General features: G+C 68.4%; 12 protein-coding genes, 1 tRNA gene and 1 pseudogene. 8 read left to right on the top strand and 6 right to left on the bottom strand.

Translation table 11 applies throughout. The features are described from left to right. The first annotated feature begins 47 nt into the window (after positions 1 to 47). The 5 genes and pseudogenes from ACIQRL_RS01370 to ACIQRL_RS01350 all read left to right on the top strand — a co-directional run. Positions 48 to 599, top strand: a complete 552-nt coding sequence (locus tag ACIQRL_RS01370) for a two-component system response regulator (RefSeq protein WP_401325453.1) — start codon at positions 48 to 50, stop codon at positions 597 to 599. Between the two features lie 84 nt (positions 600 to 683). Next, positions 684 to 3176 carry an aminopeptidase N gene (pepN, locus tag ACIQRL_RS01365; RefSeq protein ID WP_401325450.1) on the top strand — a complete coding sequence of 831 codons (2493 nt, stop codon included), beginning with the start codon at positions 684 to 686 and terminating at the stop codon, positions 3174 to 3176. Between the two features lie 218 nt (positions 3177 to 3394). Continuing rightward, a complete protein-coding gene (locus tag ACIQRL_RS01360) occupies positions 3395 to 4756 on the top strand; it encodes a pyridoxal phosphate-dependent decarboxylase family protein (RefSeq protein WP_401325447.1) in 1362 nt (453 codons plus the stop codon). Next, entirely contained in the window at positions 4753 to 6198 is a 1446-nt protein-coding gene (locus ACIQRL_RS01355; protein WP_401325444.1) for a lysine N(6)-hydroxylase/L-ornithine N(5)-oxygenase family protein, read from the top strand. The genes ACIQRL_RS01360 and ACIQRL_RS01355 overlap by 4 nt, the downstream gene beginning before the upstream one ends. 46 nt (positions 6199 to 6244) lie before the next feature. Then, a pseudogene (locus ACIQRL_RS01350) lies at positions 6245 to 6595 on the top strand (DUF4383 domain-containing protein); the annotation flags it as partial. Here the strand turns inward: ACIQRL_RS01350 and ACIQRL_RS01345 are convergent. From ACIQRL_RS01345 to ACIQRL_RS01330, 4 genes are all read right to left on the bottom strand, one after another. Then, entirely contained in the window at positions 6575 to 6778 is a 204-nt protein-coding gene (locus ACIQRL_RS01345; protein ID WP_401328166.1) for a hypothetical protein, read from the bottom strand. The pseudogene ACIQRL_RS01350 and the gene ACIQRL_RS01345 sit on opposite strands and share 21 nt — an antisense overlap. 193 nt (positions 6779 to 6971) lie before the next feature. Continuing rightward, positions 6972 to 7154 carry a hypothetical protein gene (locus ACIQRL_RS01340; RefSeq protein ID WP_401325441.1) on the bottom strand — a complete coding sequence of 61 codons (183 nt, stop codon included), beginning with the start codon at positions 7152 to 7154 and terminating at the stop codon, positions 6972 to 6974. A gap of 1 nt (position 7155) precedes the next feature. After that, positions 7156 to 13269 carry an RHS repeat-associated core domain-containing protein gene (locus tag ACIQRL_RS01335; protein ID WP_401325438.1) on the bottom strand — a complete coding sequence of 2038 codons (6114 nt, stop codon included), beginning with the start codon at positions 13267 to 13269 and terminating at the stop codon, positions 7156 to 7158. A 570-nt stretch (positions 13270 to 13839) separates the two neighbouring features. Further along, positions 13840 to 15648, bottom strand: a complete 1809-nt coding sequence (locus ACIQRL_RS01330) for a bifunctional metallophosphatase/5'-nucleotidase (RefSeq protein ID WP_401325435.1) — start codon at positions 15646 to 15648, stop codon at positions 13840 to 13842. Positions 15649 to 15786: 138 nt separating this feature from the next. Between ACIQRL_RS01330 and ACIQRL_RS01325 the strand changes: the two genes are divergently transcribed. Further along, a complete protein-coding gene (locus ACIQRL_RS01325) occupies positions 15787 to 16521 on the top strand; it encodes an SIMPL domain-containing protein (RefSeq protein ID WP_401325432.1) in 735 nt (244 codons plus the stop codon). A gap of 248 nt (positions 16522 to 16769) precedes the next feature. Further along, positions 16770 to 18206 (top strand): pyruvate kinase, encoded by a 1437-nt coding sequence (pyk, locus tag ACIQRL_RS01320; RefSeq protein WP_401325431.1) that lies wholly within the window; start codon positions 16770 to 16772, stop codon positions 18204 to 18206. A 30-nt stretch (positions 18207 to 18236) separates the two neighbouring features. On the opposite strand, the gene ACIQRL_RS01315 is transcribed toward pyk, so the two are convergent. Together ACIQRL_RS01315 and ACIQRL_RS01310 are read right to left on the bottom strand one after the other, a co-directional pair. After that, a complete protein-coding gene (locus ACIQRL_RS01315) occupies positions 18237 to 19025 on the bottom strand; it encodes a helix-turn-helix domain-containing protein (RefSeq protein ID WP_401325428.1) in 789 nt (262 codons plus the stop codon). 87 nt (positions 19026 to 19112) lie between these two features. Next, positions 19113 to 19195, bottom strand: a tRNA-Leu gene (locus ACIQRL_RS01310). 101 nt (positions 19196 to 19296) lie between these two features. On the opposite strand from ACIQRL_RS01310, the gene ACIQRL_RS01305 reads away from it, so the two are divergent. Next, positions 19297 to 19953 carry an ANTAR domain-containing response regulator gene (locus ACIQRL_RS01305; protein ID WP_401325425.1) on the top strand — a complete coding sequence of 219 codons (657 nt, stop codon included), beginning with the start codon at positions 19297 to 19299 and terminating at the stop codon, positions 19951 to 19953. Positions 19954 to 20050 lie beyond the last annotated feature (97 nt).

The raw sequence follows: 20050 nt of genomic DNA, 5'->3' as shown, positions 1-20050 counted from the left end.
TCCGTACGGGCATAAGCTGGTATGCCCAAACGAGGGGACGTCGGGCCATGCCGTCGGATGCCAAGATCCTCATCGTCGACGACCACGAGGCCACCCTGTACGCCCTCGAGAGCGCCCTGGCCCCGCTCGGCCACAAGGTCGTACGGGCCACCGGCGGCGACGAGGCGCTCAAGGAACTCCTGCGCGGCCAGGTCGCCCTGCTCCTCCTCGACGTACGCATGCCCGGCGTCAGCGGCCTCGACGTCGTCCGCTACATGCGACGCCTGGAACAGACCCAGCACATCCCCGTCATCCTGCTCACCGGCTTCGGCCCGGACGCCGGACTCACCGCCACCGCCTTCGCCCTCGGCGTCGCCGACCTCCTCATGAAACCGGTCGGCCCCTGGGCCCTGCGCACCAAAGTCCGCTACCTCTACGAAGCCCAGTGCCGCCACCAGGCCCTCGAAGCGGAACTGCGCGAACTGCGCGCCCTCGTCAAAGAACACACCCCCGACCCCGCCCTCGCCCACCCCGACGCACGCGTCCCCGCCCGGCGCCGCCCCGAGCAGACCCCGCACCAGCCGCAGGAGAACCGGCTGGAACAGGGCCGCACGCCGTAACCGCACCCCGTGACCGGGTGGCCGCAATGCGCATATACCGGACCACCCCTGTGTCCTGTCCGCACCATCGGGCAGCATGTCCTCATGTCCGTACTGACGCGCGACGAAGCGCAGACCCGTGCCAAGCTCCTCGACGTCCACCACTACGGGATCGAACTCGACCTGACCGGAGGGGACGAGACCTTCGGCTCCCTGACCGTCATCCGGTTCACCGCCCGCGCCGACGCGGACACCTTCGTCGAGATGAAGCCCGCCGAACTGCGCTCCGTCACCCTCGACGGCCGGCCCCTCGACCCCGGGACCCTCGACGAGAACCGGCTGCCCCTCAAGGGCCTCAGCGCAGGCGAACACGAACTGCGCGTCGACGCCGCCATGCGCTACTCCCGCACCGGCGAGGGCATGCACCGCTTCACCGACCCCACCGACGGCGAGACCTACCTCTACACCCAGCTCTTCATGGAAGACGTCCAGCGCGTCTTCGCCGCGTTCGACCAGCCCGACCTCAAGTCCGTCTTCGAGCTCTCCGTCACCGCCCCCGAAGGCTGGACCGTCCTCGCCAACGGCATCACCGAACACCTCGGCGACGGCCACTGGAAAGCCGCCCCCACCCCGCTGATCTCCACCTACCTCGTCGCCGTCGCCGCCGGCCCCTGGCACTCCGTACGCACCGAGCACAGCGGCCTCCCCTTCGGCCTCCACTGCCGCCGCTCCCTCGCCCCGTACCTGGACGCCGACGCCGAGGAGATCCTCGACATCACCCGCGCCTGCTACGACCGCTACCACGAGAAGTTCGACGAGCCCTACCCCTTCGACTCCTACGACCAGGCGTTCGTCCCCGAATTCAACGCCGGCGCCATGGAGAACCCCGGCCTCGTCACCTTCCGCGACGAATTCATCTACCGCTCCGCCGTCACCGACACCGAGCGGCAGACCCGCGCCATGGTCATCGCCCACGAAATGGCCCACATGTGGTTCGGCGACCTCGTCACCCTGCGCTGGTGGGACGACATCTGGCTCAACGAGTCCTTCGCCGAGTACATGGGCTACCAGACCCTCACCGAAGCCACCCGCTTCACCGACACCTGGGTCGACTTCGGCGTCGCCCGCAAGTCCTGGGGCTACGACGCCGACCAGCGCCCCTCCACCCACCCCGTCGCCCCCGACCCGGACGCCGTCCCCGACACCGCGTCCGCCATGCTCAACTTCGACGGCATCTCCTACGCCAAGGGCGCCTCGGCCCTGCGCCAACTCGTGGCCTGGCTCGGCGAGAAGGACTTCCTCGCCGGCATCAACACCCACTTCGCCCGCCACAAGTTCGCCAACGCCACCCTCGCCGACTTCATCGACAACCTCGCCTCCGCCACCGAACGCGACGTACACGCCTGGGCCGACGCCTGGCTGCGCACCACCGGAGTCGACACCCTCAGGCCCGAGATCACCGAAGCCGACGGCCAATGGCACCTCACCGTCGGCCACGAAGGCAGCCGCCCCCACCGCGTCACCGTCGGCGCCTACGACACCGTCCCCGGCGAGGACACCCGACTGGTCCTGCGCGAACGGTTCGAACTCGACGTCCCCCAGGGCGACTCCGCCACGCGCCGCCCGGGCCGCCGCCCCGACCTGGTCCTCCTCAACGACGGCGACCTCACCTACGCCAAGGTCCGCTTCGACACCAAGTCCTTCCAGACCGTACGAGCCGCCCTCTCCGGCCTCCCCGACCCCCTCACCCGGGCCGTCGTCTGGAACGCCCTGCGCGACGCCGTACGCGACGGCGAACTGCCCGCCACGGCCTACATCGAGGCCGCCCGCACCCACCTGCCGCGCGAGCGGGACCTCGCCCTCGTCCAGGGCGTCCTGTCCTTCGCCACCGCCCACGTAGCCGACCGCTACCTGAGCCCCGAGCAGCGGCCCGCCGCCCTCGCCACCCTCACCGACCTGTGCCGCGACCTCATCCGCCGCACCGAGGACGGCTCCCACCCCGGCCTGCGCCTCACCGCCGTACGCCACCTCATCGACGTCGCCGCCCACCCCGACACCATCAGCGCCTGGTTCTCCGAGGGCACCGTCCCCGGCGGCCCCGAACTCGACCCCGAACTGCGCTGGCGCATCCTCGGCCGGCTCTCCGTCCTCGGCGCCGTCGACGACGCCGTGATCGACGCCGAACTCGTGCAGGACCCCAGCGCCACCGGCCAGGAAGGCGCTGCCCGCTGCCGCGCCGCACTGCCCGACCCCCAGGCCAAACAAGCCGCCTGGGACGCGATGTTCGCCACCGACGACCTCTCCAACTACCTGTTCACCGCCACCGCCCAGGGCTTCTGGCAGCCCGAACAGACCGACCTCGTCCGCGCGTACGTCGAGCGCTACTGGTCCGACGCCGTGGCCGTCGCCGAGCGACGCGGCCCCGCCATGGCCGAAGCAGCAGGCCGCTGGGCCTTCCCCGCCTACGCCGTCACCCCCGAGACCCTCGCCCTCGGCGAGAGCTGCCTGAGCGACACCGACCCCATCCCGGCCCTGCGCCGCAAACTCGCCGACCAACTCGACGACCTCGCACGGGCGTTGAAGGTGAGGCAGGCCTAGACACCACCCGGACACCCCGGGCGCGAACCCGAACGCCGGACGGCTGCCCCGCAGCCCTCCGGCGTTCGGGCAACCCGGCCCGGACCGGCCCCTCTCCCACATTTCCTCCGTACGGCAGTACCCCCGCCCGGCTCGAATCGTTGTCCTTGGCGGGCGCACCTGCCCAAAACGCGTACACGCCGGGAAAGACCCCGCCGCGCGTCCACCGGAGGACACCCATGAGCACGCCGCCCCTCGCCTCAGGTCCCCAAGGCCCCCACGCGCTGCGGCCGTTGCTCGACACCGTCCTCCACGCACTCGCCGAAGGCACCGCCGCACGCGGAGGACCCCTCCCCGCCGGAGGACCCGAACACGTCGCCCGCCGCCTGCGCGCCGCCCTCGGAGACCCCCTGCCCGACCACGGCAGCGCCGACGCCCTGCACACCCTCGTCCGCGCACTCGCCGAAGGCGCCGCCGACCCCGCCGACCCCCTGTGCGCCGCCCACCTGCACTGCCCACCCCTCGCCGTCGCCACCGCGGCCGACCTCGCCGCCTCCGCCCTCAACCCCTCCCTCGACTCCTGGGACCAGGCCCCCGCCGCCTCCGAACTCGAAACCCTCGTCACCCAGGCCCTCGCCCACCAGATCTACGACACCCAGGGCGACGCCCTCGTCACCACCGGAGGCACCGAGTCCAACCAACTCGCCCTCCTCCTCGCCCGCGAGAGACACGGCGGCGTCCAACTCGTCTGCGGAGCAGGCGCCCACCACTCCCTCCACCGCGCCACCTGGCTCCTCGGACTCCCCGAACCCGTCGTCGTCCCCGCACCCGCCGGCACCCTCGACCCCGCCGCCCTCGACAGCGCCCTCACCGACCTGCGCGGCCCCCTCCTCGTCGCCGCCACCGCCGGCACCACCGACGCGGGCCTCATCGACCCACTGCCCGACATCGCCGAACTCTGCGCCACCCACGGCGCCCGCCTCCACATCGACGCCGCCTACGGCGGAGGCCTCCTCTTCAGCGACCGGCACCGCCCCCGACTCGACGGACTCGCCCGCGCCGACACCGTCACCCTCGACCTGCACAAACTCGGCTGGCAGCCCGTCGCCGCCGGACTCCTCGCCGTACGCGACCCCGCCGACCTCACCCCACTCGCACACCGCGCCGACTACCTCAACGCCGACGACGACACCGAAGCAGGCCTCCCCGACCTGCTCGGCCGCTCCCTGCGCACCACCCGCCGCCCCGACATCCTCAAAATCGCCGTCACCCTCAAAACCCTCGGACGGCACGGCATCGGCGAACTCGTCGACCAGGTCTGCGCCCACGCCCACCACCTCGCCGACCTCATCGCCGCCCACCCCGGCTTCGAGCTCTACGACCGACCGGTCATCAGCACCGTCCTGTTCCGGCCCACCGGCGCCACCGACGACACCGTCGCCGCCGTACGCCGCGCCCTCCTCGACGAAGGACGCGCCGTCCTCGGCCGCGCCACCCTCGACGGCCGCCGCTGGCTCAAAGCCACCCTCCTCAACCCCCACACCCGGCCGGGCGACCTGGCCACGCTCCTGAAACTGGTGGAAGGACACACCCCCCAATGAGACCGTCACCCCACCCCCAGCGCCCCGCCGCCGAAACCCCCCGCGACCTGGTGGGCATCGGCATCGGCCCCTTCAACCTCTCCCTCGCCGCCCTCGCCCACCCCCTCACCGAACTCGACACCGTCTTCTACGAACAACGCCCCGGCTTCGACTGGCACCCCGGCCTGCTCATCGACGGCGCCACCCTCCAAGTCCCCTTCCTCGCCGACCTGGTGACCCTCGCCGACCCCACGAGCCCCTGGACCTTCCTGAACCACCTCAAGGACCGCGACCGCCTCTTCCCCTTCTACTTCGCCGAGCGCTTCCACATCCAGCGCGCCGAATACGACGCCTACTGCCGCTGGGTCGCCGACAACCTCCCCGGACTCCACTTCGCCCACCAGGTCGACGCCGTCCGCTGGAACCCCGAACACGACCTCTTCGAAGTCGACTTCACCAGGCTCGACACCAACGACGAAGCCCAAGCGCTGGGCCGCACGCACACCCGCAACATCGTCCTCGGCGTCGGCACCGCCCCCCACATCCCCGAACCGCTCAAACCACTCGTCGAAGCCCCCGGCGTCCCCGTCATCCACGCCGCGGACTACCTCAGACACCGCGACCAGTTCCTCACCGCCGAACACATCACCGTCATCGGCGCCGGCCAGTCAGGAGCCGAAGTCTTCCTCGACCTCCTCCGCAACCGCCCCACCGGAAAAGAAAAGATCCACTGGCTCGCCCGCACCGAAGCGTTCGCCCCCATGGAGTACTCCAAACTCGGCCTCGAACACTTCACCCCCGACTACACCCGCTACTTCCACGCCCTCACCGAACCCGTCCGCGACCGGCTCGTCGCCGCCCAGTGGCAACTCCACAAAGGCATCGACGCCGACACCATCGCGGCCATCCACGACGAGCTCTACCGCCGCACCCTCCACGGAGGCTGGCCCGACGCCGTCCTCACCCCCGCCGTCACCGTCCGCACCGCGGGACGCATCGCCACCACCAAGATCGAACTCCACCTCGAACACGGCCAGCAAGGCACCCGCTCCCGCCTCACCACGAACGCCGTCGTCCTCGCCACCGGCTACCGCGAACGCCCCATCGCCCCACTCCTCGCCGGACTCGACCCCTACCTGCGCCGCGACAACTCCGAACGCCCCGACATCGACAACCAGTTCCGCCTGATCCTCGACCCCGCCGTCACCGGCCGCGTCTACGTCCAGAACGCCGAACTCCACACCCACGGCGTCGGCGCCCCCGACCTCGGCCTCGCCGCCTGGCGCAGCGCCACCATCCTCAACTCCCTCACCGGCAAAGACCCCTACCCCCTCCCCGGCCGAACCGCCTTCACCACCTTCGGCCTCGAACAGACCCCCCGCGTCCCGAACGCCCGCCAGGGCCGGGAAACCCGGACACTCACCCCGCTCGTACCGTTGATCCCTCTGATGGAGGGGAGATGAGGGAACAGCGGGACAGAACGGACCCGCCGGCGCGAACGCCCGCAGGCTCGCCGGCCTGAACACGAACGGTGCGCGAAGCGTGCTGTCGATCTGTGTCGGGCTGCTGCTCTTCGTCGGCATGGTGGTCGGCGGGAGCTTCGCGTCCACGCTGAACATGGTGCTCGGCGTGCTGTTCATCCTGAACGGCTTCCTGTACCTGGGCCTGCTCGGCACGGACTCGAACTTCCTGGCCTTCGGGATCCAGAACGTGCTGTTCAGTTTCGTGGTGGGCCTCGTGCTGATGGTGTTCGGGATGTACAGCAGGGTCAGCACGAACCTCCCGCACGACAACCCGTACTGGCGGGCCCGCCACCCCGAGGCGGAGCAGCGGGCCGGATCAGAGGCTCAGGTGCGGTAGAGACTGCCGCCTGGCAGTCCGTGTTGCAGCCGCCCCTGCCTGCCCGACGGCCGGCCCCGCGGAGCCCGCCGCCGCGGCCGTTGCCGCCGTGATGACGAGGACGCCGCTCGGCAGTACCGGCAGGAAGACGTCCAGCAGGACCGAGACGGCCACCGCCGCGTAGATCCATGGGCTGCCGGTCATCGGCCCCACACTCTCCACTACCGAAACTCCGCTGTACCCCCGTTGGCACGACCTCGCCGCCGCGTCCCGGGGGAGCAGCGAACCACGGCAAACCGAAAGAACGCCGGGCCGTACAGGGGGGACGGCCCGGGAAGACGAAATCTTCCCGGGCCGTCCGGTCATGGCAGGACAGTGCCGATGGAGCGCCGCCCGGTCAACTGCGCAGGTGACGGATCAGCTCCGCCAAGCCGCCCGCCGCCGCGCCGCCACACAGGCACACGAGGAGCGACCGCGTCGACGGCAGTCCTCTGTGGGTGATGAAGCCCTCGATCAAAGCGCCACAGACACCGGCGAGTACGAAAAGCAGAATGCGTCCAGCGCTGGATGCCATCGTCACCTCACCAGTATCCGTAGTAGACGAGGTAGATGTAGGGCCAGGGAATGCCCCACTTTCGATGAGTGCCGTACTTGAAGATGAACACCTTCTGCCGGGGCGACCAGTGGTCGCCGATGTACGAGCTGAGGAGGCCCGCGACGGCGCCCGCGAAGAATCCGCCCGCCGCTCCGGCGATGCCCCAGACCGCGCCCTGCACGATCGCACGCTGGTCGGCCGAGTTCAGGACGAATGCGATGTACGGCTTGTTCCTGTAGATCTTGAACAAGCCATTCAGGTCAAGGGCGTTGACCGGATCTTGGCTCACATAATCGTAGGCGTTGGCACTGCCTCCGAAGACCGGGTCGGTGCTAAGGAACCGTCCTGCGGTCGGTACGTAGAGGCGGGCGCCCATGAGAAGGTCTCCGGTGGGCGTCTCGCTGGAGCGCTGCTTGCCGCCCAGCCAGCCATAGCGCGAGGTGCTGGTACCGGTGAGCGGATTGCCGTACTCGTCGGCCGCCATCACCAGGACCGGGGTGGCGCTGTCGTCGATGGGCAGCACCATGTTGATGTCACCGTGCAGATTGGTGAGTTGCAGCAGGAAGTGCCCCGTCGCCGAGGAGTAGATGGCGCTGAGGTCTCCAGCCATGTCGTTGATGTTGCGCGTGTAGGCGCTCGTGCTCTCGCGAATCCAGGAGGGCGAGTCCGAGGTTCCGTCGTAGTGGTTGGTGCGGGCCGCGCTCTGGGTCCAAGTGCCGGATGTGTTGGTTTCCGACGTATAGGACCGGATGCGGCCTGCGGGGTCCAGCTGCCAGGTGACGCGGCTGGTGCCGGAGGTCTGCTGATAGCCCAGGTCGTTGGCGTAGTACGCGGTCGTCGTCCCACTCGGTTCAGCGGTCGTGCGGCCGAGGGCGTCGTAGGTGTAGCCGCTGTCGACCAGACGGTCGGCACTGTCGTAACTGTGGCTGACCGTGGTTCCGCCACTGGTGGGGCAGGCCGCCTTGGCAGCACCGACGGCCGTGGTCAGGCCCGTGCGGTTGGAGTCCTTGTCGAAGGCGTAGTGCCGCGTGGTGCAGGTACTGGTCGCGCCAGTGGTGGTGCTGGTGGTGAGGACGGTCTGGCTGACGTCCGATAGGCGCGCCGCGGCGTCGTAGGCGTACGTGTTGTTGAGGCCGAGGCCTCCGGTGGTGGACTGGGCCCGGCTGACCTCCAGCCCGGTTCCGGAGTACCCCGCCTGGTCGGAGAGCAGCACGTTCCCGTTCGCGTCGGTGTAGACACGGGAGGTGGCCTGTCCGGTCTCGTCCGTGGTGATCTTGAGGGTGATCGAGCCCGGCAGGGACTCCGTACTCAGGTTGCCGTCGGCGTCATAGGTGGCGCCGAAGGCCCCGGCGTTGGAGTCGGTCTGCGTCGTCGGCACACCGCGCGGGTCCTTGCTGGTGTCGTAGGCGTAGGTGGTGGTCGACGGTGCCGTGTCGGTGGTCTGCGTGGGGCGGTCCAGTGCGTCGTACTGGACCGCGACGGTGTTCCCGTCCGCGTCGGTCGACGACATCCCACGGCCGAGTTGGTCGTAACTCCAGGTGTTCGAGGCGCCGTCCGGCGTCGAGACCTTGGACTGCTGACCGTTGCTCGCGTTGTATGCCGTGGTCGTCGTCTGCACAGCCTGGCCGACACCGCCGGAGACCGCGACCGTGCTCTTGCGGCCCGCCGCGTCGTAGGTGGTGGTGCTGATACGGGTGACGCTGTTGGCGGTCTGGGTCACCGTGCTCGGCGAGCCGTACAGGTTGTACGTGGTCGTCGTGGTGGCCCGCTGGCTCGGGTTGGAGCCACCACCGGTGATGGCGCCGGCGGGAGCGGTCCGGCAGACCAGGTCGGCCCACTCGGGGTGGCCTCCGCAGGGACTGCTTCCGGTAGCGGTGTAGTAGGTGGTCGTGGTGGTGCCGGCGTCGGAGCCGGTGGAGGACGGCTGGGAGTTGGAGATCACCTTGCCGGCGGAGTTGTACCCCGTCGCGGTGGTGATCGCCAGGCCTGCCGGGTCGACCGTGGTCTTGGTCGCCTGTCCCAGCGTCCAGTCGTAGGTGGTCTTGGTGGTGCGCGTGTCCGCGTCCGTGGCGTAACCCGCGATGGCGCTGCCGGTGACGGCCGTGGTCACCAGACCGGACGCATTCGCGGAGCCGTCGGTGGGACGGCCTTCGTCGTAGGTGTTGTGGACGTGTGTCCGGGCGGCGACGACGGAGCCGGCCGCACGGGCGGCGCTGGTACCTGAGGCGGCCAACGCGTGCTCCAGAGTGACCTGGTGCAGCGGGCCGTACATGTCGGTCAGGAGCTGGCCGCTGCTGTCGCGGACGTTCACCGTGGACAGCAGGTTGGCACGCTGCGCGGTGGTCATCGCTGCCAGTCCGAGCACGTTGAGCTCGGTGTTGGTGCTCGCGGCCAGGGCGAGTTCGCGGTTGGCGGCGCTGAGCTGGCGAGCGGCGTTCCCGAGAGCGTCGTAGTCGGTTGTGGTGATGTGCCCACCGGGAGTGGCGGTGTTGGATTCGCGCCCGTTGACCTCCAGGTAGTGGATCTCGGCGCGGGTGTAGGAGCTGGAGGTGAGGTTCCCGGATCCGGTGTTGGAGGTGGGCACCTGATCGGCGGGGAAGATCGCCGTGGCGTCGGTCGGCACATCGGCCTGGGCCAAGGAGGCCACGTCCGAAGCGCTCATCCCGTAGGGGCCGCCCGCCGAGGTGGTGAGGGGCACGTCGTAGACGACGGTGGTGGTTGCCGTGCCGTTGGTCGACGACGCGGAACCCGGGGTGAGGGTCGGGCGGGAGACGCTCAGCAGGCGTCCCGCGTTGGTGTCGCCGTTGGTGCCCGCGGTGCCGTAGGCGAACGTCCAGGGGAGCTGGCCCGGAGGCGTGAGTGTGGCCACCCGGCCGGCCGAGGTGTAGGTGTACGCGGTCACGAGGTTGGGTGTGATCTGCGGGTTCCACTCCTGGCGGAGGGCGCCGGTGGAGTCGTACGCGTACTGGGCGACGACCTTGGAAGTCTCCGTACCCGTGGACGGGTCGGTGGCCCACATGACGATCATGCTGACCTGGCCGGCGTAGTCGCCGAACGTACCGCTGGTCGTGCCCGTCGCGGTGGTTGCGGTGGCATAGCTCAGTTGCAGGACCCGGCAGCCCACTGCCGGCGTCGTCGGGGTGAGGCAGGACGTGTTGGTGTCGGAGATCGCGGACGTGGGCGCGGCCATCCGCGCCAGACGCATCGTGGTGGTACTGCCGCTGGTCACGGAGTCGAAGCGGTAGCGCACCGAGGTGCCGCTGCCGGCCGGGCTCGACGAAGCGACAGCCCACACACCCGCCGTGGTGGAGGACTTGGCGAAGACCGTCGTCGTTCCCGAGGTGTCGGTCAGCGTGTAGGTGTCCGCGGAGCTGCTGTAGCTGAGCGTGTACGCCTCAGCGCCGGGCTCCGGGGTCCAGGACCCGCTGCTGGTCTTGGTGAACGAGACCTGTGTGCCGGCTGCCCCGACGAGTTGCACAGCGGTGGAGGTCACCGGACGGATCTCGGTGAAGTCCGTCAGCGCCGTCGCGGAAGCGCCCGCCAATTGCCAGCCGGGCCCGAAGGGCGCCGTCTGACCGGCCGGCGGGGTCCCCTGGGGGGTGCGGGAATCGAGTGTCTGGCCGATCGACATGCCGAAGGCGGCGGTTGCCGGGCCGGACAGGGTGTAGTTGCCGGTCGACAGGTTGAGCGTGCCCGGGCCGACCGCGGCGGTGGCGGTCTGTGTTGCCGCGCGGTCCAGGGTGACAGTCACGGCGGAGGTGTCGTGGCTCGCCGAAGAAGTGTCCGTGAACTCGGCGCGGACCTGGACCGAGCCGTCGTCGCCCAAGGTGCTGGAAACGTCCCAGACGAGCGGGGAGTTGGCACCGCTCGTGACGGCCACCGGCCAACTGCTCACCGCGTTGCCGCCGGACGTCACGTCGCCGACCGGAATGGTCGTCCAGCTGTCCGTTGCGGATCGCCGGTACTGGAACTTCACCGACTGCCACGTCGATGACGCTGCGGCGGCGGTCAGCGTGACACGCCGCGCGGTCCTGGTGCCGTCGGTGGGCGAAGTGACGGCGCCGTTACCCGCGTTGAAGCTGTAGACCGTCGACGCGGACAGGTTGCCGGCATTGTCGCGGGTGGAGACGGTCAGGGTGTGCGGGCCGTCCGCGGACGGGGTGACGCTGACGCTCACAGCGGTACCGGCGGTCGCCACCGAGTTCTGGGCCCCGGAGTCGAGCTGCCAGACGACACCGGAGGTGTCCGTGCCGCCGGAGGGCGGGGTGATGGTGAACGCGCCGCTCTGTCCGGCGCCCTTCCCCCAGCCGCCGGAGGGGTAGTCCGTGGAGGCGACCGTCGGTGCGCCGGGCTTGGTGGTGTCGATCGTGAAGACCAGTCCGTTCGGGACGGTCTGACGCGACCACAGGGAGCCGTCGTACCCGTAGGGCCACGCGGTGTAGGTGTGACCGTTCACCAGTGTTCCGGACGGGACGGAGGCGCTGGAGATGCCTCCGGAGGCGGTCCAGCTGCCGTTGAGGTTGGAGATGACCTTGGTGTTCGCGCCACCGGTGGTGTCGTAGACGTTCCACTGGGCCATGACGTTGCCGCCGTCGGCGTCGGTGACCGTCGACTGGAGCTGCGGGGTGGTCGTGTTGGTGTAGAGAGTCGTGGTGGAGCCGGAGACCGAGGAGACACCGGGCGCCACGGTGGGGGCGGACGGCATCGGGTACGAGTTGTAGGTCACCGACAGGTAGGGCACGTTGGCGGAGGCGTTGGCGGAGTAGAAACGCTTCCAGCTGTTGCTGTCCGTCTCGTCGGACGCCCTCAAGCCCATGTAGGCGACGTCGTAGCCGTTGTCACCGGCGTACTGGAGGAAGGTCGAGGGGTCGATGGAGACCCAACCCTCCGCGCTGGAGGTGGTGCAGTCGCTGGAGTAGCCCTTGGTCTGGGTGGTCGTGGCGTACTTCGACTTCCAGACGGGCTGGTTCGACCAGACCGTGTCCGTGGAGGACTCTCCGGACTCCCACAGTTCCCACGGCGACTGGACGCAACCACCGGCCCAGTACTCGTAGAGGTTCAGCGACGAGGACAGGATCTGCGTGTTGTCGAGCTGGAGGACCGGGAACTCCAGGAACGAGCGGGCGACGTCCGTGCCGCCGTCGTAGGTGCCCAGCTTCAGGTCGGTGGACGTGTACTCGGGGGTCGTTTCGGTGTTCTCCACGAACGTGTCCAGCAGGGGAGAGAGGCTCGTGGAGGGGTCCACCGTGACCGGGTACTGCGTCTTGGGGTCGGCCAGGAACTTCGCGTCCGGGGCGAGGGTGAGTTCGACCGTGTCACCGGACTGCGTCATCGACATCGCCACCGGCGAGCGGCGGGTGTGTTCCAGTGACCTCTTGTCGATCGTGGCATCCCACATCGCCGGCGCCGGGATGGTTCCGGCCACCTTGCCCTTGGCGTCGGTGAAGGTGATCGAGCCCTTCTTGTTCTGCTTGGCCTTCAGCCCCTTGGCCGAGACCGGGATGGTGACCCTGTAGCCTTTCGCGGGCCGGGACTTGAGGACAACGTTTTCCTCGAAGCCGCTCCGGGTCACCTGCACGGTCACGTCCGTGCCCGGACTGACGTTCGTGTACTTGGCGGTGTCACCGTGAAGCGAGGGCTTGGGCAGGCTCCCCTTCCACCCGACGGTTACCTTGTGCTTGCCGGTTCCCTGGGCTGCCAGGGCGGGGTTCTTGCCGCCACCAGTCAGCTGCGGGCCGTTCGGCTGCGCCTTGGGAGCGATCGCGCCGTCGGATCCGCGCTGCAGTGTCGTGTCGATGTCCAACCACTTGCCGTCGCGCTTGAACCGGATCGGCGCGGCATAGGACCTGGTGGTCAGCGTCCCCTTCGGATTGGCCCACGTGGTGGTGCGGTCGGTCCGCTGATCGAGGATCTCCACCTTGCGCTTGCGTAACCGCGCCGTCGCGATGGCCGACGCCGCGTCGGGCGCGGTCAGCGGACCGGTGGATTTCTTCGCGGACGACGCTGACTTGTGCTGCCGTGTCTGCGGCTTGACGCTGTCCGCCATGACCAGGCCGGAGCCGCTGACCGTGACAGCCGCCTCCCCCACCAGTACGAGCACCAGCGTGCAGGCTAACCGTAAGCTCCAGCGCCGTCGCAGCCGGACTAATTCTCTTCGATCGTTTCTTCCACGCCCGTCGGGCATGAACAACTCCCTTCCCGGAAACTCGAAGACGACATGTCCCCAGAGTTCGAGAAGTGATCTTCCTCAGGCTGACGATCCGGAGCTAGAGCGCCTCCTGTGACCAAGAACACTCCGCCGGGCGGGCGGCTTGCGGAGGGAGCGGAGCGTGACCCCGCGTCCGCAGCGATCGACATCTTTATCCACACATGACAACTCTTGCGGTCATGGCGCAGCCGCTGCCGGTGATCGGCAGCGGCTGCGACCACCGAAGACCGTTATTCAATCGCAACATAGGCGGTCGCCGGGCAGCGAAAAGGAGTTGCGGCCAGGTTGCCGCACAGAGGCTGGCAGTGCAGATGGAACACAAGGCTGGGGCCGCGAAACCGCCCCGGCGACCACCAGCCCACCTCCCGGACCTGGGGCCGACCCCCGGGCCCGGGGTCGACCCACACGGCCAACTCACCTACGGCGGCGCCGATACGTATACACCGCTTGAGCGATCCAGCCCTAGAACACCGGCGAACCTTCCCGCGTCAACCTCCAGTCCACCGAAGCGAACTCCTTCGGGTCCAGCACACCCTTCGCCGTCACCCACTCCGCGATCCGCGTCCGGATCTCCGTCGACTCCGACCACACCTCGGTCGCCGAAGCGACATGCGGGAACGCACCGCCGCCATTCGCACGGTAGTTGTTCACCGCGAACACGAACTGCTGCGCGTCATCCAGCGCCGCACCCTTGTACGTCAGGTTCTTGATCCGCGAACCCTCCGCCTGCGCGATGTCGATGTCGTACTGAAGCCCCGACACGTAGTCGTAGTTGTAGTCCGGACGGTTGTTCGCGTTCGTCAGCTTCTCCGTGTCGACCACCGCACCCGCGGCCGTCTGCACGAAGTAGTTCGCCGAGTACTCCAGGTACGCCCGCACCTGCGCACCCGACAAGACCTTCGCCACCAGCGTGTTGTCGTACACATAGAGGCTCGACAGATCCCGGATCGTCACATCGCCCGCCGGGATCTCCGAGGTCCGCGAGAACGGCGACGCCTGCGCGATCACCGGCAGCGACGCGTACGGCGTCCCCACCAGCGCCGCCCGGACCACATCCTCCTGAACCCTGGTGATCAGATCGATGATCGGAGCGTCCTTGTACCGCGCCTCCACCGTCGTCAGCGTGTCCGTCGCCGTACCGACCACCTGATTGACGTACGCCACCACCACGTCGTGCTCGTCCTTCAGCAGCCGCGTGATCCTCGGGTCGTCCGCCACCGAGTTCGTGTTGCGCACCGACGCCGCCACCGACTCGACCGTCCAGCGGCCCTTCTCGAAGACCAGCTCGAAGTCGAACACCGACATCCGCTCGGCGTACGCCAGCGGCTCCGACAACACCACCGTCTTCCCCGACGCCGTGTTCGTGACCTTCAACTCCGGGATCTCCAGGTGCGCGTGACCCACCAGGATCGCGTCGATCCCCGGCACCTGCTGAGCCACCAGCGCCGCCGAGTTCTCCACATACGGCACCTGGTCACCGTACGAAGAAGTCCCCGACGCACCCGAATGCGCCGACACGACCACCACGTCCGCGCCCATCGACCGCAGCTTCGGCACCCACTTCGCCGCCTGCTCCTCCAGACCCGGGAACGTCAACTTCCCCTGCACATACGCCTTGTCCCAGATCGTGATACCCGGGTTCGTCAGACCCAGCACCGCCACCTTCACCGGCGGAGCGCCGTGGACGTGGAACTCCTTCATGAAATACGGAGGGAACGCCGGCTTCAGCGTCCTCGCGTCCAGCGCGTTGGCACCGAGAAGCGGGAAGTGACACTGCGACTCGAACTTCCGCAGCGTCTCGATCCCGTAGTTGAACTCGTGGTTCCCCAGCGCCACCGCGTCATAGCCGATCGCGTTCATCGCCTGCGCCATCGGATGCACCGGACCACCCTTGGCGGTGATCGGATCCACCTTCGCGTAGTAGTACGTCAGCGGAGTGCCCTGGATCGTGTCACCCGCGTCGATGAGCAGCGTGTTGCAACGGCCCCTCTCCGTACGGATGTTGTTCACCAGCGTCGAGATCCGCGCCAGACCCTGCGCGTTACCCGCCTTGTCCGCGTACTCCGCGTCCTTGAAGTAGTCCCAGTTGAAGACATGACCGTGCAGATCGGTCGTCCCCATCACCGTCAGCTCGTACCGCTTCACCGGCCTCGGACCCCCCTTCCTCGCCTCCGCGGCCTGCGCCGCCGGAGCCGCGCCCGCACTCGCGAGCGCCACCCCCGCACCTGTCACGGCGGACTTCCTCAGAAACTTCCGGCGGTTCAACGGCATGTCTCGATCTCCTCGGGAAAAGGTCAACGACGCGCGTAGATTCTGACCCAACACCCGCCCCCGCAACAGCCCCTGGAGGTTTCCATCCGATGACCTGACAGCACCACGCACCCCCCGCCCAGTGACAGAGTGGGACGTATGACCCTCAACACCGACCCCACCGCCCGACAAACCCAACCCGCCGTCCCCTACGGCACCCCCGACACACCCCGCATCGCCGTCCGAGGCGAAGCCCACCTCGAAGTCGACCCCGAAATCGCCCGCATCGGCATCTCGGTCACCGCCCGCGGTAAAGACCGCCGCGAAGCCCTCGCCGACCTCACCCGCCGCAACGCCCTCGCCCTCGACCTCGTCAAAACCTACGGCGACGCCGTCGAACACCTCGAAACCGGCGCCTTCACCATCAGCCCCGAACTCGGCCGCCACGGCCGCGGAGAACGCGTCCGTACCCACCACGGCCACGTCCACATCACCGCCGAACTCAACGACTTCACCGCACTCGGCGAACTCACCACCGCCCTCGCCGACCTCGACCTCACCCGCGTCGACGGCCCCTGGTGGGCTCTCCGCCCCACCTCACCCGCCCACCGCACCGCACGCCAACAAGCCGTCCGCGAAGCCGTCCAGCGCGCCCGCGAATACGCCGAAGCTCTCGACACCACCCTCACCGCCCTCGTCGAACTCGCCGACATCGGCGCCGAAGACACCCAGCGCCACACCCCCACCGCCCAAGCCACCCGCTCCCGGCGCGCAGCCGCCCCCGGAGCGGGATCCTTCGAGGACGAACCCGCCCCCCTCGACCTCGAACCCCAGCGCCAGCACGTCCACGCCCAGGTGAACGCCCGCTTCACCATGGCGCCACCACGGCTCTAGCCGCTCATGAAACCGTCACGGAAAGTCACCCGCCGACTCTCCCGGGCACTCACGCCACCCACCGCACAGCCGGACGGATACTGGACGGACGCGGGCAGATAAATGCACCAGTCGCACCGGGCGCCATTCTGCTCATCGGAGCACCCCGGCGCACAATTCAACAGTCGTCAATAACCCTTCACGCAAAGGTTGTTGAGTAGTCATGCGCGACCAATTCTCTACCGACCGGTAATGCCTAGGCTGGAATCATGCGCCGAGCAAAGATCGTCTGTACCCTGGGCCCCGCCACCGACTCGTACGACCAGATCAAAGCCCTGGTCGAAGCCGGAATGGACGTAGCCCGCTTCAACCTCAGCCACGGCACCCACGCCGACCACGAGGAGCGCTACCGACACGTGCGAAAGGCCTCCGACGAGACCGGCCGCAGCGTCGGAATCCTCGGCGACCTTCAAGGCCCGAAGATCCGACTCGGCCGCTTCACCGAAGGCCCCGTACTCCTTGAACGCGGAGACACCTTCACCATCACCGTCGAAGAAGGCGCCGAAGGCGACCGCGAACACTGCGGAACCACCTACGACGGACTGGCAGCCGACGTCACTCCCGGTGAACGCATCCTCGTCGACGACGGAAAAGTCTGCCTCGAAGTCACCTCCGTCGACGGCCCCCGCGTCCACACCGCCGTCATCGAAGGCGGCATGGTCTCCGACCACAAAGGCCTCAACCTCCCCGGCGTCGCCGTCTCCGTCCCCGCCCTCTCCGACAAGGACGAGGACGACCTCCGCTGGGCCCTGCGCACCGGCTTCGACGTCATCGCCCTCTCCTTCGTCCGAAGCGGCAAGGACATCGACGACGTCCACCGCATCATGGACGAAGAAGGCCGCCGCCTCCCCGTCATCGCCAAGGTCGAAAAACCCCAGGCCGTCGACAACATCGACGGCATCGTCGCCGCCTTCGACGGCATCATGGTCGCCCGCGGCGACCTCGGCGTCGAAATGCCCCTGGAACAGGTCCCGATCGTCCAGAAGCGCGCCATCAAACTCGCCAAGCGCAACGCCAAGCCGGTCATCGTCGCCACCCAGATGCTCGACTCGATGATCGAGAACTCCCGCCCCACCCGCGCCGAAGCCTCCGACGTCGCCAACGCCGTCATCGACGGCACCGACGCCGTCATGCTCTCCGGCGAGACCAGCGTCGGCAAATACCCCGTGGAAACCGTCCGGACGATGTCCCGCATCGTCGAAGCCGCCGAAGAGGACATCCTCGCCAAGGGCCTCCCGCCCCTCACCGAACGCAACAAACCCCGCACCCAGGGAGGCGCCGTCGCCCGCGCCGCAGCCGAAATGGGCGACTTCCTCGGCGCCAAATTCCTCGTCGCCTTCACCCAGTCCGGCGACACCGTCCGCCGGCTCTCCCGCTACCGCTCCCCGATCCCCCTCCTCGCCTTCACCCCCACCCCCGCCACCCGCTCCCAGCTCAACCTCACCTGGGGCGTCGAGACCTTCCTCGGCCCCCACGTCGACTCCACCGACGCCATGGTCGACCAGGTCGACGAACTCCTCCTCAAGTACGGCCGCTGCGCCAAGGGCGACATCGTCGTGATCACCGCGGGCTCCCCGCCCGGCGTCACCGGCTCCACGAACCTGGTCCGCGTCCACCACGTGGGCGAGGACGACAGCCCCAAGTAGCCGGCAGAGGGGCCCCTTCTCCGTCGCCGGTCAGTACTTGGGGCCGACGTGGGTGTCCATGAGGGCTACTGAGGCCTTCTTGGCGACCGAGATGTTGTACGGGTTCCCGTGGCGGGTGCAGTGCGTCCAGTCGATGCCGAGCTTGTCCAGGGTGCCGGTGAAGAGCTGCCTGATGTCGTCGGAGACATTCGTGAAGAAGTACCGGGGGTACTCGTAGCGCTTGCGCTCACCGCCGACGAGCCGGGTCGTCCAGTTGGTGATGCGACACCCGTCGGAGTGGATGAGCCCCCGGACGAACTCCCAGGGGTGATCATCGACGATGTCCTGCTGCCAGGGTTCGAGGACGATCGGGCGCTCGTGCTTCTTGCCGGGGCCGTGCTGGGGGAACAGGCAGGGCAGGTGCTTCGAGTAGACCTTCACGTTGAGGCAGCCGGTCTTGCGGACGCGGCAGACGGAGTTGTCGGGAAAGACCGCGCGCATGGCTTGCTCGCAGTCGTCCAGCAGGCCGGGCCATGAATCGCAACAGGTGATCATAAGGTTGGGCACGCGGTGCTCGGAGTAGTGACTGATGTGCCCGTCGCCCAGGTACAGCCCAAGTAGATAGCTGTACGCGGGTGTGTTCAGGCTCCGACCGTGGCATCGCGGGCACTTCGGGTCGTGCTTTCCGGGGCACTCGCCGCGCTTCGCTCGATCCAAATGCTTCCAGTAGCCGATCGTCCCCAGTGGAACGCCGAACGTCCGGGCCACGTCTGCGTTCCTGGCGCCCTCGCGGAGCAGGGACAGTACCTTCTGTCGCACTTCAGTTCCCTGAGTGTTCACGTGAACACCGTGTGTCACTGATCGCCACCGTGTGCAGCAAAAAGCGGAGGTCCACGCGAACGTGAAGCTCCGCTTTGCGGTGAACTGTGCCGGGTGCGGGATTCGAACCCGCAAGCCCTCTCAGGCAGAGGTGTTTGAGACCTCCGTGTATACCCTTCCACCAACCCGGCGGGACTGGCTCTGCGGAAGCATACCGGGTCATCGTGGCCCGCCGCCGCTAGGTAGTCTTCTTAAGCAGCACAACCTGCCCGGCCCGCAACGAGGAGCCCCCGTGACCGCCCCCGAGTCGCCCCAGCCCGTAGACGCGCCCGACGACGACAAGTCGCACGTGCCTCCGCTGACGACCCGTGTCGTCATCGCCGAGGACGAGGCGCTGATCCGTCTCGACCTCAAAGAGATGCTGGAGGAGGAGGGCTACACCGTCGTAGGTGAGGCGGGTGACGGTGAGCAGGCCATCGAGCTGGCCCGGGAGCACAAGCCGGACCTCGTGATCCTCGACGTGAAGATGCCGAAGCTGGACGGCATCTCGGCGGCGGAGAAGATCGCCGAGGAGTCCATCGCCCCGGTCCTGATGCTCACCGCGTTCTCGCAGCGCGACCTGGTCGAGCGGGCCCGTGACGCGGGCGCGATGGCGTACCTGGTGAAGCCGTTCAGCAAGAGTGACGTGGTGCCGGCCATCGAGATGGCCGTGTCCCGGTTTGCGGAGCTGAAGGCGCTGGAGCAGGAGATCGTCGACCTCACGCAGCGTCTGGAGACGCGGAAGCTGGTCGACCGGGCGAAGTCGGTCCTGCAGACGGAGTACGGCCTGACGGAGCCGGCGGCGTTCCGGTGGATCCAGAAGACGTCGATGGACCGTCGTATGTCGATGCAGCAGGTCGCCGAGGCGGTCATCGAGGACGCCGAGGAGAAGAAGGCGTCGAAGGGCTAGTTCCGCGCCCTGTCGAAGAGAGTGTCGAAGAGCTCGGGTCCGCGTCGTAGGCGCGGATGAGAGCGGACGGAAGAGGCCCGCACCCCTGACGGAGGTG

Source organism: Streptomyces sp. NPDC091209 (genome assembly GCF_044757755.1).
GTDB lineage: Bacteria > Actinomycetota > Actinomycetes > Streptomycetales > Streptomycetaceae > Streptomyces.
The sequence above is the reverse complement of the archived record's forward strand: the minus strand, read 5'-3'. Positions and strand labels throughout refer to the sequence as shown.